Source organism: Streptomyces sp. MMBL 11-1, assembly GCF_028622875.1.
In the GTDB taxonomy this organism is placed as follows: domain Bacteria; phylum Actinomycetota; class Actinomycetes; order Streptomycetales; family Streptomycetaceae; genus Streptomyces.
Map to the genome: position 1 here is coordinate 91,944 of NZ_CP117709.1, position 15,042 is coordinate 106,985.

Annotated in this window: 9 protein-coding genes; 4 read left to right on the top strand and 5 right to left on the bottom strand. The window is 73.3% G+C overall.

The features are described 5' to 3' along the window. The first annotated feature begins 203 nt into the window (after nt 1-203). Nucleotides 204-2,135, top strand: a complete 1,932-nt coding sequence (locus PSQ21_RS00430) for a serine hydrolase (RefSeq protein ID WP_274028311.1) — start codon at nt 204-206, stop codon at nt 2,133-2,135. Nucleotides 2,136-2,341: 206 nt separating this feature from the next. On the opposite strand, the gene PSQ21_RS00435 is transcribed toward PSQ21_RS00430, so the two are convergent. From PSQ21_RS00435 to PSQ21_RS00445, 3 genes are all read right to left on the bottom strand, one after another. Beyond that, entirely contained in the window at nt 2,342-3,961 is a 1,620-nt protein-coding gene (locus tag PSQ21_RS00435; RefSeq protein WP_274028312.1) for a phytoene desaturase family protein, read from the bottom strand. 224 nt (nt 3,962-4,185) lie between these two features. Beyond that, entirely contained in the window at nt 4,186-6,456 is a 2,271-nt protein-coding gene (locus tag PSQ21_RS00440; protein WP_274028313.1) for a serine/threonine-protein kinase, read from the bottom strand. 160 nt (nt 6,457-6,616) lie between these two features. Continuing rightward, entirely contained in the window at nt 6,617-7,519 is a 903-nt protein-coding gene (locus tag PSQ21_RS00445; protein WP_274028315.1) for an oxygenase MpaB family protein, read from the bottom strand. Between the two features lie 279 nt (nt 7,520-7,798). On the opposite strand from PSQ21_RS00445, the gene PSQ21_RS00450 reads away from it, so the two are divergent. From PSQ21_RS00450 to PSQ21_RS00460, 3 genes are all read left to right on the top strand, one after another. After that, complete coding sequence (locus tag PSQ21_RS00450) at nt 7,799-8,632, top strand: hypothetical protein (RefSeq protein WP_274028317.1); 834 nt, start codon at nt 7,799-7,801, stop codon at nt 8,630-8,632. 638 nt (nt 8,633-9,270) lie between these two features. Continuing rightward, nucleotides 9,271-10,548 carry an MFS transporter gene (locus PSQ21_RS00455; RefSeq protein ID WP_274028319.1) on the top strand — a complete coding sequence of 426 codons (1,278 nt, stop codon included), beginning with the start codon at nt 9,271-9,273 and terminating at the stop codon, nt 10,546-10,548. A gap of 174 nt (nt 10,549-10,722) precedes the next feature. Further along, complete coding sequence (locus tag PSQ21_RS00460; RefSeq protein ID WP_274028320.1) at nt 10,723-12,156, top strand: MFS transporter; 1,434 nt, start codon at nt 10,723-10,725, stop codon at nt 12,154-12,156. A gap of 114 nt (nt 12,157-12,270) precedes the next feature. Here the strand turns inward: PSQ21_RS00460 and PSQ21_RS00465 are convergent, their stop codons facing one another. Beyond that, complete coding sequence (locus PSQ21_RS00465; RefSeq protein WP_274028321.1) at nt 12,271-13,026, bottom strand: alpha/beta fold hydrolase; 756 nt, start codon at nt 13,024-13,026, stop codon at nt 12,271-12,273. Nucleotides 13,027-13,191: 165 nt separating this feature from the next. Continuing rightward, nucleotides 13,192-14,682 (bottom strand): SulP family inorganic anion transporter, encoded by a 1,491-nt coding sequence (locus PSQ21_RS00470; RefSeq protein ID WP_274035590.1) that lies wholly within the window; start codon nt 14,680-14,682, stop codon nt 13,192-13,194. Nucleotides 14,683-15,042 lie beyond the last annotated feature (360 nt).

The following is a 15,042-nucleotide window of genomic DNA, read 5'->3' on the forward strand; positions in this document are numbered from 1 at the left end:
AGCGGCCGGGGGAATGAGCTTTCCTGATGCCACATCAGATTCTTTGTGGGCCGGGAGGGACCCAGGAACGCGAGGGCGACAGTAATCTCTGCGGCGGCAAGAACTTTCACTGCTCGGCGAGATCTCGGAAGTTACTTTCGCGCGGGCTCCGGCGTACGGGCCTGGCCCGGTGACCGGACGTCGGGCGCGGGGAGGAGTTGCGGATGACCGGGGACATGCGGAAGAACGGACGGGCCGCGGACGGCCTGGACTCGCGCGGAGGCTCCGGGCGGACCTCGGACCGCGACGCGGCGGCCGGCTCCCGCGCCGACGGGAGCGGCATCGCCCGGCGGCGGCTGGGCGGCGGGATACTGGCGCTGGGCGGTGCGCTCGCGCTGACGCCGCTTCCGCTCGCGGGCACGGCCGCGGCCGTGCCCGGCACAGGGGCGACGGACGGAACCGCGGACACGGGAGCGGACATGGAGTCAGGGGCGCACCGGCCCACGCTGCGGCGCGGCAGCGCCGCGCGCGCCGGGCTGCTCCAGGGGCCGCTGGACCAGCTCGTCCGGGACGCCGAAACCTATCTCGCCGACTCCCCCGCGCACCCGTGGTACGCGGGCGCGGTCCTGCTCGCCGGGCGGGGCGGAACCGTGGCGCTCCACCGGCCGATCGGCAAGGCGGTGCGCTATGCCGCGTACGACGAGAAGACCGACACCGGGGTGGAGTTCCCGCCGGACCAGCAGATCGCGATGGCCGAGGACACCGTCTTCGACCTGGCCTCGATCTCCAAGCTGTTCACCTCACTCCTGGCGGTCCAGCAGATCGAGCGCGGTGAACTGGAGCTTCAGGCCCCGGTCGCCTCGTACCTCCCGGACTTCGCGGGCGGCGGGAAGCAGGACGTCACGGTCCGTCACCTGCTCACGCACACCTCGGGTTTCCGTTCGTGGATCCCGCTCTACCAGGAGCCGACCCGGGAGGGGAAGCTCCGGCGGCTGTGGGAGGAGGTCCCGGCGAGCACTCCGGGCAGCGCGTACCTCTACTCCGACCTCAACCTCATCTCGCTGCAGCTCATCCTGGAGAAGATCACCGGCCGCCCGCTGGACGTTCTGCTCCGCGACGAGATCACCGCCCCGCTCGGGATGCACCGCACCCGCTACAACCCGCCCGCCTCCTGGAAACCGAAGATCGCGGCGACCGAGGACGCCCGGCTGCCCTGGTCCGGTCTGGATCGCGGGCTGGTCTGGGGCGAGGTGCACGACGAGAACGCGTTCAGCCTGGACGGGGTGGCGGGCCACGCCGGGGTGTTCTCCTGCGCCTGGGACCTCGCGGTCCTGGCCCGGACCCTCCTCAACCGCGGGGTCTACGGCCGCTCCCGCATCCTGTCCGAGGACTCGGTCGACCTGCTGTTCACCGACTTCAACACCGCGTTCCCGGGCGACGAACACGGGCTCGGCTTCGAGCTCTACCAGCACTGGTACATGGGCGCGATGGCGACGCCGCGCAGTGCGGGGCACACCGGATTCACCGGGACCAGCCTGGTGCTCGACCCGTCGACCGACACCTTCCTCATCGTGCTGGGCAACTCCGTCCACCCGGTGCGGAGCTGGCGCTCGGGCAGCGCGCCCCGGGTGGCGGCCGCCAACCAGCTGGCGCGGGCCGTTCCGGTCCGGTCCGAACGGGGGCGTACGGCGTGGTTCTCCGGGATGGCGAGCGCCACCACCGCCACCCTCACCCTGCCCGCCCTGCGTCTGGACTCCACACGGGCCCGCCTGGAGTGCGCGCTGTGGTGGGACACCGAACCGGCCTCCGACGGCCTCTTCCTGGAAGCGTCGGCGGGGCAGGAGTGGCAGCCGGTGCCGTTCACCACGCTGGCGCCGGGCCCCGGCCACCGCACGGGCCCGCAGCCGCACCCGGCGGGCTCGGTGACCGGCTGGTCGGGGCGCGTCTGGCACCGGCTGGAGGCGGACCTGGCGGCCTGGCGCGGCCGGGACGTCACCCTGCGCTGGCGCTACGCCACCGACCGGCTGTACGTGGGACGCGGCGCGTACGTGGACGGACTGCGGGTCCTCGACGGCCACCGCACGGTCTTCGACGCGGAACGGTCCCGGGACGCCGGCCGCATCGAGGCGACGGGCTGGGCACCCTCGGCGGACTGAGCCCGCAGCCTCCTCACCCCACCGGAGCCACCGCGTCCGGAGCCGCCGCGTCCGGAGTCACCGCGTCCCGCCTGCGCGGGCGAGGGCCCGGACACCGGCACGACCTCGGGCACGGGCGCGGTCGACTCCCGGACCACCAGCCGCGGCCGGACCAGCAGGCAGCGGCCGGCGCTGCGGGGGGGGTGTTCGAGGCCTGAGCGGCGGTGTCAGCGGCCCAGCGCGGCCATCGCCGCGTTGTGGCCGGGAACCCCACTGACCCCACCGCCGCGCACCGCGCCCGCCCCGCAGAGCAGCACATTGGCGTGCGCGGTCTCCACGCCCCAGCGCCCGGCGCCCTCGTCCGCGTACGGGAAGGAGAGGTCGCGGTGGAAGATGTGGCCGCCGGGCAGCCGTAGATCGCGCTCCAGGTCGAGCGGGGTCTTGGCCTCGATGCAGGGTTCGCCGTTGGCGTCGAGGGCCAGGCAGTCGGTGACCGGCTCCTCCAGGTGCGCGTCCAGTTCGGCCAGCGTCGCCCGCAACAGGGCCGCGCGGGCGGCGTCGTTGTCGGCGGCGAAGAGCCGGGCCGGGGCGTGCAGGCCGAAGAGGGTCAGGGTCTGGTAGCCGAGCGCGGCGAGGCCGGGCCCGAGGATCGACGGGTCGGTCAGCGAGTGGCAGTAGATCTCCGAGGGCGGGGCGGCGGGCAGTCGTCCGGCCGCCGCGTCCCGGTAGGCGTCGGCGAGCTGCCCGTACCCCTCGGCGATGTGGAAGGTACCGGCGAAGGCCTGCCGCGGGTCGACGGACCGGTCGCGGAGCCTGGGCAGCCGGGTGAGCAGCATGTTCACCTTGAGCTGCGCGCCCTCGGCGGGCGGCGGCGGGGTGTCGCCGAGCAGGGTGGCGAGGGCCTGCGGCGAGGCGTTGACGAGCACCCGGCGGGCGGCGACGACGTGTTCCCCGTCCGGGGTGCGGACGGTGACCTCTGCGTGGGTGCCGTCGGTCTCGATCCGGGTCGCCTCGTGCCGTACGCGGATCTCGGCGCCCGCCGCCCTGGCGGCCCCGGCCAGCGCGTCGGTGAGCGCGCCCATACCGCCCACGGGGACGTCCCAGTCACCCGTACCGCCGCCGATCACGTGGTAGAGGAAGCACCGGTTCTGGAGCAGCGAGGCGTCGTGCGCATCGGCGAAGGTGCCGATCAGGGCATCGGTGAGGACGACCCCGCGTACCAGGTCGTCGGTGAAGGTCTCCTCGACGGCCACCCCGAGCGGTTCCTCGAACAGCATCCGCCAGGCATCGGCGTCGTCGATCCGCTCGCGCAGCGCGTTCCGGCTCGGCAGCGGCTCGGTGAGCGTCGGGAAGACCCGTGTCGCGAGTCGCTGGGTCATGGCGTAGAACCGCTGCCAGGCCGCGTACTCGCGCTCGCCGCCGGTCAGCGCGGCGAAGGACTCCCGGGTCCCGTCGCCCGCGACGAGCAGCCCGGTGGGGCGTCCGTCGCGCACGGCGGGGGTGTAGGAGGAGACGGTCCGCTTGCGTACGGCGAAGTCGAGGCCGAGGTCCCGCACGATCTTGTCGGGCAGCAGGGACACCAGGTACGAGTAGCGCGAGAGCCGGGCGTCGACCCCGGCGAAGGGGCGGGTCGAGATCGCCGCGCCCCCGGTGGCGTCGAGACGTTCCAGGACGAGGACCGACTGCCCGGCACGGGCGAGGTAGGCGGCGGCGACCAGGCCGTTGTGGCCGCCGCCGACGATCACGGCGTCGTAGCGCTCGCGGGCGGGCGTGCCGGGGCCGGAGGCCTCCCGGGCGGCGGGCTGACCTGCGGGGGGCCGGGGTGCGGGTGACTGGGGTGCGGGCATGCACCTTCGTAACACGACGCCTTCCGTCCCGGCCAGGGGTGGCGTGACGAACCCCGGGTGGGCGGGGCACGCCCCGGGCGGGCGGGTCGGTCACCGAGGTCGTGACGGAGGCGGTGCGGCCCGACGCATCAGGTCCGGTGCGGTTCGGCGCGTCGAGCCCCGTGCGGTCCGGCGCGTCAAGCCCCGTCCGGTCCGGCGCATCGAGCCCCGTGCGGTCCGGTGGATCAGGTCCCATCCGGTCCGGCGGCCTTCGTCGGCCGTCCGAGCCGTTCCAGGCAGTGCGCCTCGTCGTCGCGGGCCGCCAGCGTCTGGGGGTGGTCGGGGCCGAGCACCCTGCCGCGCGCCTCGGCGACCTCCCGGTACGCCACCAGCGCCTCGCTCCACCGGCCGAGCCAGCCGAGCCCCGCGGCGACCTCCCGGCGGCTGATCACGGTGTCCGGGTGATCGGGCCCCAGGGTGCGTTCCCGGAGCGCGCAGACCTCGCGCGCCTCCGCGAGCGCCTCCTCCCAGCGGCCCGTCCGCCCCAGGTTGACGCCGAGGCCATGGCGGGCGCGCAGCGTCTCGGGGTCGGACGCGCCCGCGGTCCGGGTGCGGTCGGCGACCAGGGACCGGTACAGCTCCAGGGCCTCCGCGTCGCGGCCGAGCCGGCCGAGGCTGATGCCGGCCTCGTAGCGGGCGGCGAAGGTGTCGGGGTGATCGGCCCCGAGGGTGCTCGCGCGGGCCCGGGCGACGTCCTGGAAGGTTTCCAGCGCCTCGGCCCAGCGGCCCAGCCTGCCCAGGGTGTACGCCACTTCGTAGCGGGTGGTGAGGGTGTCGGGGTGCGTCGGGCCGAGCAGCCGGGCGCGGGCGTCGGCGACCTCGCGGGCCAGCTGCCAGGACTCCTCGGGCCGCCCCAGCCTGTTGAGGTTGAACGCCAGGTTGTGGCGGCAGCGCAGGGTGTCGGGGTGGTCGGGGCCCATGACGCGTTCGCGGACGGCGAGGACCGCTTCGTACACCTGGTGGGCCTCGGCGTGCCGCCCGAGCCGGCCCAGCGCGTGGGCGGTCGCCTGGCGGGCGGCGAGCGTCTGGGGGTGGTCGGCGCCCAGGGCGCGCTCGCGGCCCTCGGCGGCCCGGGTGAACTCGCGCAGCCCTTCCTCGGCCCGGCCCGTACGGCTGAGGGCGAGGCCGAGTTCGTAACGGCTGGCGAGGGTGTCGGGGTGGTCGGGGCCGAGGACGCGGCCCCGCTGGGCGGCGACCTCCCGGTGCACCTCGCCCGCCTCCTCCCAGCGGCCCAGGCGGGCGAGGTCGATGCCCGCGCCGTGGCGGCCGTCGAGCGTGGCCAGGAGGCCCGGGGCGGGGGGCCCGGCCGGCGCGAAGACGGCGGAGCCGGAGGAGTACGGGGAGGCGGCGGAGTGCGGGGCGACGGCGTGCGGGGCGACGGCGTGCGGGGCGACGGCGTGCGGGGCGGTTGTGGCGCCGGTGGTCCACTGGCCCGTCAGTCCGGCCGCCGGGTCCGGCCGTTGGGCGCCGGGGCCCCTCGCCCCGGTCGCGCGGTGTCCGGCGGTCATGGACCGGGTCCAGGCGGGCAGGGCCCGCTCTCGCGGGGCCGGCGGCCGTCCGGGGCCGGACAGGGCGAGGGGCCCGGGTCCGAGCACGGGCTGTTCGCCGCTGCGCCCGAGGACGATGCGGCGGCGCAGGTCGCCCGCGTCGACGGGCCGCTCGTCGGGGGCCTTGGCGAGCAGGTCGAGGACGACGCGGTCGAAGAAGCCGGGCAGGTCGGCACGGTGGGTGCGCAGCGGTTCCGGCGGGGTGTCACGGTGTCCGACGAGTACGGCCCAGGCGTCGTCCTGGTCGAACGGCGGTACGCCGGTGGCGATCTCGTACAGGACGCAGCCCAGCGAGTAGAGGTCGCTGCGGTGGTCGACCTCCTTGCCGCTGATCTGCTCGGGCGACATGTAGTGCGGGGTGCCCATGGCGAGGCCGGTGGTGGTGAGGCGGGAGGTCATGCCGATGTCGTGGCCGAGGCGCGCTATGCCGAAGTCGCAGATCTTCACCGTGCCGTCGGTCAGCCGCATGATGTTGGCGGGCTTGAGGTCGCGGTGGACGATGCCCTGCCGGTGGGTGTAGCCGAGGGCGTCGGCGACCTGCTCCGCGATGTCGACGACATGGTCGACGGGCAGGGGATGCTGTTGGTTCTCCTCCAGCAGCTGACTCAGGTTGTGCCCGTCGAGCAGCTCCATGACGAGGTAGAGCACGCCGTCGTGCTCGCCGAAGTCGTGCACGACGGTGACACCCCGGTGCTGGAGGGCGGCCGCCACCCGGGCCTCGCGCCGGAAGCGTTCGCGCAGGACGCGGGTGAACGCCTGGTCGTGCTGGGGGCCCATGGGTTTGAGGCATTTCACGGCGACCTGACGGCCCAACGACTCGTCGCGGGCGCGCCACACCTCGCCCATGCCGCCGCGCCCGATCAGTTCGAGCAGTCGGTACCGGCTCTGGATCAGCCTGGTGTCCGCCATCTGCCGCTTCCCGCCCCCGTTGTTCCCCGCTGGTAGGTCCTGTCGTCGAACTGCCGCCGTCGCCCGGCAGGCGGCAGTTCGGTGGCAGGACCCGGGTCGTGTCCGCGACGTCTCGTCCGGCCCGCCCGAAGGGCGGACGACGATACCTCGCGGACCCTCCCTAGCGCTGTCCCCTCCCTGGCCCGTCCAGTATGGCGGCCGGCCGGCGGAGTCTGTACGCGGCGGGGCGGCTGTCGGGGCCCAGCCGTGCCATCGCCCCGAGGATGTGGCCGGGCGGCAGTTGCCAGCGCAGCCGGTCCGGGATCGCGCGCAGCACGGCGCCGGTGGCGCGCAGCCGCCGGTCGACGGTGGCCGCCGGCGGGGCCGGCCTGCCGTACAGCTCGTGGGCGTACGGAGGCAGGGACTGGTAGGCGAGCGCCGCCACCCGCCGCCACACCAGGGCGCGCGCCGGAACGAGCCAGGGGCGCACGGGCGGGCGGCGGAGGAAGGCGTCGATGTCGGCGGCCTCGGCCCCGGCGGCGAGCTCGGGGCGTACGCGGTCGAAGTAGGCGGCGAGTTCGGCGGTGGTGGCGGGCACTCGGGCGGGGTCGAGGCCGACGAGACGGGCGCCGGTGCGGTGTTCGTCGACGTACCGGTCGGCCTGGGCGTCGGTGAGGGGGAAGCCGGAGCGGCGCTGGACCCGGAGGTAGGAGTCGACCTCGGCACAGTGCACCCAGAGCAGCAGTTCCGGTTCGTCGACGCCGTATGTCTCCCCGGTGTCCGGGTCGGTGGCCTTGAGGACGCGGTGGATGCGGCGGACCCGGGCGCCCGCCTGTTCGGCGGCGTCGGTGGTGCCGTAGGTGATGGTGCCGACGAAGGAGGCCGTACGCATGAGACGTCCCCAGGCGTCCCGGCGGAAATCGGAGTTCTGGGTGACTCCGCGCACGGCGCGCGGGTGGAGTGCCTGGAGGTAGAGGGCACGGATTCCCGCGATCCACATCATCGGGTCGCCGTGCATCTGCCAGGTGACCGACCGGGGCCCGAAGAGCCCGGGGTCGGGTCGTCCGGGAGCAGCGTCGTTCATCCGCGGGTACCTCCGGCTCGGCGGTGCACGGCGGGCGGCGCCGGTACGCGTACGGATCGGGACCAGGGCCCGGACCGATGGTACGCCCGGGAGGGGTGATCCCGGCAGGGCGGGTCCGGCCCCGATCGGGGCCGGTTCACGGTGGCCGAGCAGCTCATGGGCCGTTTTTCGGCGCCCTGCTCGACACACCCCTTGGAATACCCCCTGGGGGTATGTTGTTATGGCGGATGTCCCCAGGACGGAAAGCACCCGAAGGCACAACACACAGGTGGAGTCACGATGAACAGCAACTCCGGCCACGACATGACCGGCCACGGCGGCGCCCGGCCCGGCGGGCTGTCGGTCTCCGAGGGCGGGTACACCCTCGAACTCGACTCGACGGTCTTTCCGGCCGGCGTACGGACGGTCACCTTCCGGGTGGTCGGTCCCGACGGGCGGCCGGTGACCGAGTTCACGCCCGAGCACGAGAAGAAGCTGCACTTCATCGCCGTCCGGCGCGACACGACCGGGTTCCAGCACGTGCACCCGGTGATGGACGGGGAGGGCACCTGGAGCGTCGATCTGACGCTGGAACCGGGAGACTGGAGGTTCTTCGCCGACATCCACCCGACCGGCCACGGCGGGACCATGACGCTGGGCATCGACGCCTCCGTCGCCGGGCCGTACGACCCGCGGCCGATTCCCCGGGGCTCGCGCAGCGCTCACGTCGGCGAGTACACCGTCACCCTCGACGGGGAACTCCTGCCCGGCACGGCGAGCGACCTGACGCTCACCGTCAGCCGGAACGGGCGGCCCGTCACCGATCTGCAGCCCTACCTGGGTGCGTACGGGCACCTGGTGGCTCTGCGGGTCGGCGACCTGGGCTACCTCCACGTCCACCCGGAGGGTGAGCCCGGTGACGGCGTCACCGAGCCGGGGCCCCGTATCACCTTCATGGCCGCGGCTCCTTCCGGCGGCGTCTACCGCCTCTACCTGGACTTCCAGCACCTCGGTGTCGTCCGGACGGCCGAGTTCACGGTGCGGACCGCCGCGACCACCCCCGGCCCGGGCGCGGCACCCCGGGCTACCGCGTCCGGGCACGCGGGCCACCACGCCGGCCACGCACACCACTGAGCGCGCACCGCACACCTCGTACCGCTGACCACTGACGGCCACAGGAACGCCATCGGCCGGCCACCGCCCGCACGGCCCGGCCGGGGCGCCCGATCCGTCGAGCGCCCCGACATCCCTCCAGCACAGCCTCCCGTCGGAAGGACTGCCATGCCCCGCCCGTCCCGACTCACCCCCGTTACAGCGGTCGGCGCGTCGCGCGACCTCCTGGCCGAGCCGGTCCCCCGGCACGGCAAGGCCGGGGACATGGCCTCCACGACGGCCCGATCGCCCGCCGTTGCGGGCGGCTGTCCGCGACTCGGCCGGGCCGTGGGGCGAGCCGAGCCCGGCCGCACGATCAGCGAACGGACCCCGGTCGCCGTCCGGACCCGGCAGGGCTGTCGGCTCTGTCCCGACGCGGCTGCCGGCTCCGTCTCGACGCGCAGGTCATCGCGGAGCGCGAGCACGGCCACAGCGACCGCGCGACAGCCGGCGCCGTCGGCCTCGTCGCGATCAACGTCCTCACCGGTGCCTTCAACCTGCTCGCCGGCCTCACTCCGGCGAGCGGCGCCGATGCCCAGCGACATCCCCGCCTCCCTCCGCGGGACGCGGCCTCCGGCGCGAGGCCGCGCCCCGCCGTACGGACCTGGAAGGAACACGTCATGCGCCTGTTCGCCAACCGCGACTACCGCCGCCTGTTCAGCGCCCAGATCATCGCCCTCTTCGGCACCGGACTGGCCACCGTGGCGCTCGGGCTGCTCGCCTACGACCTCGCCGGTCCGAGCGCCGGCGCCGTCCTCGGCACCGCCCTGACCGTCAAGATGGTCATGTACGTGGTCATAGCGCCGATCGCCGCCGCGTACGTCGACCGCTTCCCCAGAAGAACCCTCCTGACCCTCCTCGACGCGGTGCGCGCCGTGGTGGTCCTGGCCCTGCCGTTCGTCACGGAGGTCTGGCACATCTACCTGCTGGTCGGTCTGCTCCAGGCCGCGTCCGCGGCGTTCACCCCGACGTTCCAGGCCGTCATACCCGACATCGTCACCGAGGAGTCCGACTACGTACGCGCCCTGTCCGCCTCGCAGGTCGCCTCGACCATGGAGAGCCTCCTCTCCCCCGTACTGGCAGCGGTCGCCCTGGCGTTCCTGAGCTTCGACCGGCTGTTCCTGGGCACCTCCGCCGGCTTCCTCCTCTCCGCCCTGCTGGTGCTGTCGGCGCGCATCCCCGAAGCCCGCCCCACCGCCCATACCCGGGCATGGGACAAGGCGACGGCAGGGATCAGGACCTTCCTCCGGACACCGCGACTGCGCGGCGTCATGGCGCTCAATCTCGCGGTCGCGGCGGCGGGGTCGATCGTCGTCGTCAGTACCGTCAACTACGTCCGCGACGAGCTCGGGGGCTCGCAGTCGGCCGTCGCGTGGATGCTCGCCGCCTCCGGCAGCGGAACGCTTCTGGCCGCCCTCGCGCTGCCCCGGGTGCTCGACCGGGTCGCCGCCCGGACGGTCATGGTGACCGGTGCCGGAGTCCTCGTCGGCGGCACGGCCGCCGCGGTGGCACTCGTCGCGGCCGGCCTGACCACCTGGACCGGCACGGCGATCGTCTGGGCCCTGATCGGCATCGGCATGGCGCTGGTCATCACCCCGACCGGCCAGGTCCTGCGCGGCTCGGTCGCACCGAACGCGGTCCCCGGGGTCTTCGCGGCCCAGTTCTCGCTGTCACACCTCGCCTGGCTGATCACCTACCCCATCGCCGGATGGCTCGGCAGCGACGCCGGCTTCGCCGCCGCCTGGTCCGCCCTCGCGGCGCTCGCCGGGGCGGGTGCGCTCGGCGCCCTCCTCCTGTGGCCGCGCCACGACGGGCGGGGCGCCGCGACCGGGCCCGTGGCACCCGTCGGGGCCGGGCGTCCCGCCGCGGACCGGTCAACCATGTCCAGGGCCGCGTAGGACGCCCTGACGGCAAGACGGCAAGACGGCAGGACGCGGGGCCCGGCAGCCCCGTACGGAAGTCCCCGACCCGCCCGGCCGCGGCCCCGACCGCGGCCCCGACCGCGACTTACATACCCCCCGTGGGTATCTTGATCCTCGACGAGATACCCCCCTCCCGTATAGGAGACAGTCATGTCAGCTCCATCCGCCACTCCCAGTCCACGCCGCTGGACAGCGCTCGCCCTCATAGCCCTGGCCCAGTTCACGGTCATCATGGACACGTCCATCATTGGCGTGGCTCTCCCCAAGATGCAGGTGGATCTGGGCTTCTCCCCCGAAGGCCTGTCCTGGGTGTTCAATGCTTACGTCGTCGCCTTCGGCGGGCTCCTCCTGCTCGGCGGGCGGCTCTCCGACCTGTTCGGCGCCAAGCGGATCTTCGTCGCCGGCTGGACCGTGATGGCCTCGGGATCCCTGGTCGCGGGCCTCGCCTCCCAGATCTGGGTCGAACTGACCGGGCGCGCCCTCCAGGGCGTCGGCGCCGCGCTGATCGCCCCGGCCGCCCTGACGCTGCTGATGACGCTCTTCGGCTCCCGCCCCGAGGAGCTGACCAAGGCGCTGGCCCTGTACGGCGCGGCGGCTCCGGCGGGCGGCACCGCAGGCGTCTTCCTCGGCGGCATGATCACCGAGTACGCCAGCTGGCCCTGGGTGTTCTACATCAACATCCCGATCGCCCTGGTCGTGCTGGCCCTCACCCCGGCGGTCATGCCCTCCTCCCCCGTCCGCCGAGGATCCGTCGACCTCGCCGGAGCGGCCACCGTCACCGTGGGACTGGCCACCGCCGTCTACGCCATCGTCCGCGCCCCCGAAACCGGCTGGGGTTCGGCCGAGACCTGGCTCGTCCTGCCGGCCGGCCTGGCGCTGATCGCCGCGTTCGTCGCCATCCAGTCGAAGCGCCGTGAGCCGCTGATGCGGCTGGGCATCTGGCGGGCCCCCGGCCTGGCCGGAGCGAACATCGCCCAGCTGCTCATGGCCGCCGCGTGGATCCCCATGTGGTTCTTCCTCAACCTGTACCTCCAGCAGGTCCTGGGGCTGGGCGCGTTCGCCTCGGGCGCGGCCCTGCTGCCCATGACGGTCGCCATCATGATCATGATGATCGTCCTGGCGCCCCGCCTGATGGCCCGCTTCGGGAGCAAGCCGCTGATCGTCACCGGCCTGCTGGCCCTCGCGGCAGGCATGCTGTGGCTGTCGTTCGCCCGGGCGGACGGCACCTTCTGGGTCGACGTCCTGCCCGCCTCCCTGCTGGCCGCGGCCGGCATGTCGCTGGCGTTCATTCCCTCCCTCGGCACCGCACTGTCCAGTGCGCGCCCCGAGGAAGGCGGCCTGGCCTCCGGCATCGTCAACACCAGCTACCAGGTCGGCTCCGCTCTCGGACTGGCCGCGATGACGGCCGTGTCAGCGGCGTACGGCGCCCGCGAACTCGGCAACCCCGAAGCGCTCACCAACGGGTTCTCCGCCGCCTTTATCGGCGCGGCGGTCCTCGCCGCCGTCGGCGCGGTCGCGTCACTGCTCACCCTGCACGGGGCCCCCTCGCAGGGCTCCGCCCCCGACGAGAAGCAGCCCGCCTAGGCGGGCACTGTCCGACACCCCGCGGGGTGGTCGGCCCGGGCGGGCCGGCCCCCGCGGGGTGGTCGGCCCGGGCGGGCCGGCCCCCGCGGGGTGTCGGGCCGAGGACGGTCGGGCTCAAGCGCGCAGGAACGTCTCGACGCTGGTCGCCAGGGCCAGAGGAGTCTCGTACATGGGGTAGTGGCCGCTGTTGGCGATCTCCTCCAGTTCGGCGTTCGGATAGTGGCTGAGCCACGTGGCGCGCATGGCGTCGGCCGTCAGGGCGAGATCGTGCTCGCCGACGATGACCTTGACCGGTACGGGGTTGCCGGCGATCCGTTCCGTGAGGTCCGCCGTGACCCAGTCCCGCACGTAACCGCCGAACGCATCGCGGGTCGACCACTCCAGCGAGCGGTCGACCATCAGGTCGAGCCACACCCCGGGCGCACGTCGTCCGGTGACCAGGTCCACGATGGCCCGTCGCTTGTCGCGGTCCTGCGCGGCACCGTAGAACAGCGCCTCCCCGTCGCGGTCCAGCGGATAGACCCCGGCGGGGACGGGGGCCAGACCGACCAGCTTGCGAACCCTTCGCGGAGCCTGGGCCAGCACCTGCTGGGCCGCCTTGCCTCCCATGGAGTGGCCGATGAGGGAGAACGTCTCCCAGCCGAGTTCGTCGGCCAGGGCGAGGGCGTCGGCGGCGATCTCGGCGAGCGTGTACGCCCCGGGGACGCCGGTGCGATCGCCGTAGCCCCGGTAGTCGAGGAAGGCGTAGCTGAACACGTCGCCGTCCAGGCAGTCCAGGAAGGGGCCCCAGCCGGAGCTGGTCCCGAACCAGTCGTGGAGCACCAGCACGCGGTGGTCTCCGGAACCGATCAGACGGTGCGGCATGCTCATATCGGGCCCTCCCGGGTCGCGGACGATCGGGCGCGCGGGGCGACGCGCGCTCCGGATCCCTTCCCCCGGCCGGGATCGCGAACCGGTTCGACGGGGAACGCCACCGACCGCGCGGTGGAGTCCGGCCGGCCGCGCGCCCGCCGACGGCCGGTTCCCGGGGGCGGCTCAGTGGCCGCCGGCCAGTTCTCCGGTGAGCCGTTCGTGGAGGTGCGCGCTCGGGTCGTTGAGGCCGGTGATCTCGACGGTTTTGCCGCGCTGGGCGTACTTGGTCTCGATGGCGTCGAGGGCGGCGACGGAGGACGCGTCCCAGATGTGGGCCGAGCTCAGGTCGATGATGACGCGGTCGGGGTCGTTCGCGTAGTCGAACTGGCCGACGAGGTCGTTGGAGGAGGCGAAGAAGAGCTCGCCGGTGACCCGGTAGACGACCGTGGTGCGGTCGGGATCGGTGACGGCCGTGACCTCGGCGAGGTGGGCGACGCGCCGGGCGAAGATGACCATGGCCGTGACGGAGCCGACGATCACGCCGACGGCGAGGTTGTGCGTGATCACGACGCAGGCGACGGTGATCACCATGACGGCGATCTCGCCGACGGGCATCCGCTCCAGGGTCTTGGGCGCGATGGAGTGCCAGTCGAAGGTCGCGAAGGAGACCATGACCATGACGGCCACCAGCGCGGCCATGGGGATGTCGGAGACGACCGGGCCGAAGACGATGCACAGCACCATCAGGAACGCGCCCGCCAGGAACGTGGAGAGGCGGGTGCGGGCGCCCGACACCTTGACGTTGATCATGGTCTGGCCGATCATCGCGCAGCCGCCCATGCCGCCGAAGAAGCCGGTGACGATATTCGCGATGCCCTGCCCGACGGATTCACGGGTCTTGTTCGAGTGGGTGTCGGTGATGTCGTCGACCAGCTTCGCGGTCATCAGCGATTCCATCAGGCCGACCAGCGCCATCGCGAACGCGTAGGGGGCGATCGTCGTCAGCGTGTCGAGGGTGAACGGCACGTCGGGCAGGCCCGGCACCGGCAGCGAGGAGGGCAGGGCGCCCCGGTCGCCGACGGTCGGCACCGCGATGGCGGCGCCGACGGTGATCACGGTGAGGATGACGATGGAGACGAGCGGGGCCGGGACCACCGTGGTGATCCTCGGGAAGAACACCATGAGCACCAGACCACCGACGATCAGGGGGTACACGGGCCAGGGCACGTCGGTCATCTCGGGAATCTGGGCCATGAAGATCAGGATGGCCAGGGAGTTCACGAAACCGACCATCACCGACCTCGGAATGAACCGCATCAGTTTCGCCACGCCCAGCGCCCCCAGGACGATCTGGAAGACGCCCGCGAGGATGACGGCCGCGATGAGGTAGCCGAGACCGTGGTCACGGTTCAGCGGTGCGATCACCAGGGCGATGGCGCCGGTGGCCGCGGAGATCATGGCCCGGCGCCCGCCGACGACGGAGATCACCACGGCCATGGTGAAGGAGGCGAACAGACCGACCGCGGGATCGACTCCGGCGATGATCGAGAACGAGATCGCTTCGGGGATCAGCGCGAGAGCGACGACCAGCCCCGCCAGCACCTCGGTACGCCAGACCTTCGGGTCGGACAGCCAGTCGGGCTTCAGGCCGCGCAGGCGGGCGGCCGGGGACACAGCGGAGAAGGCGGAAGACAAGGAAGAAGGACCTGTCCTGCTCGGGCGCGCTCGGTCAGCGAGCGAGTGCGCGAAGGTGTGACGGGGCGCCGGGCGGCCCCCCGCGGACGGCTCCGGGAGCGCGGAGCCGGAAGAGCGGTGTGGGGACGGACGGGGAACCGCGCTTCGGCGCGGCCGGAGTCACGTCCGGGAGTAGGGCGTCACGGCGGGCAGAGGGCGGCGCCGGGCATCATGGGCTCGCGCACACTCTTCTCCTGCGACAATCGGAACTTCGCCGGAGGCGTCATCGGCCCCGACACGGCAGCACGGGCAGCGGAACACGGCCTCGCCTCCGGCAACTCTACCCTAACGTTAGGGTAG

Bases quoted from the DNA above. Each gene is read 5' to 3' on its own strand.
- PSQ21_RS00430 (WP_274028311.1), top strand. From the start codon at position 204: ATGACCGGGGACATGCGGAAGAACGGACGGGCCGCGGACGGCCTGGAC.
- PSQ21_RS00435 (WP_274028312.1), bottom strand. From the start codon at position 3,961: ATGCCCGCACCCCAGTCACCCGCACCCCGGCCCCCCGCAGGTCAGCCC.
- PSQ21_RS00440 (WP_274028313.1), bottom strand. From the start codon at position 6,456: ATGGCGGACACCAGGCTGATCCAGAGCCGGTACCGACTGCTCGAACTG.
- PSQ21_RS00445 (WP_274028315.1), bottom strand. From the start codon at position 7,519: ATGAACGACGCTGCTCCCGGACGACCCGACCCCGGGCTCTTCGGGCCC.
- PSQ21_RS00450 (WP_274028317.1), top strand. From the start codon at position 7,799: ATGAACAGCAACTCCGGCCACGACATGACCGGCCACGGCGGCGCCCGG.
- PSQ21_RS00455 (WP_274028319.1), top strand. From the start codon at position 9,271: ATGCGCCTGTTCGCCAACCGCGACTACCGCCGCCTGTTCAGCGCCCAG.
- PSQ21_RS00460 (WP_274028320.1), top strand. From the start codon at position 10,723: ATGTCAGCTCCATCCGCCACTCCCAGTCCACGCCGCTGGACAGCGCTC.
- PSQ21_RS00465 (WP_274028321.1), bottom strand. From the start codon at position 13,026: ATGAGCATGCCGCACCGTCTGATCGGTTCCGGAGACCACCGCGTGCTG.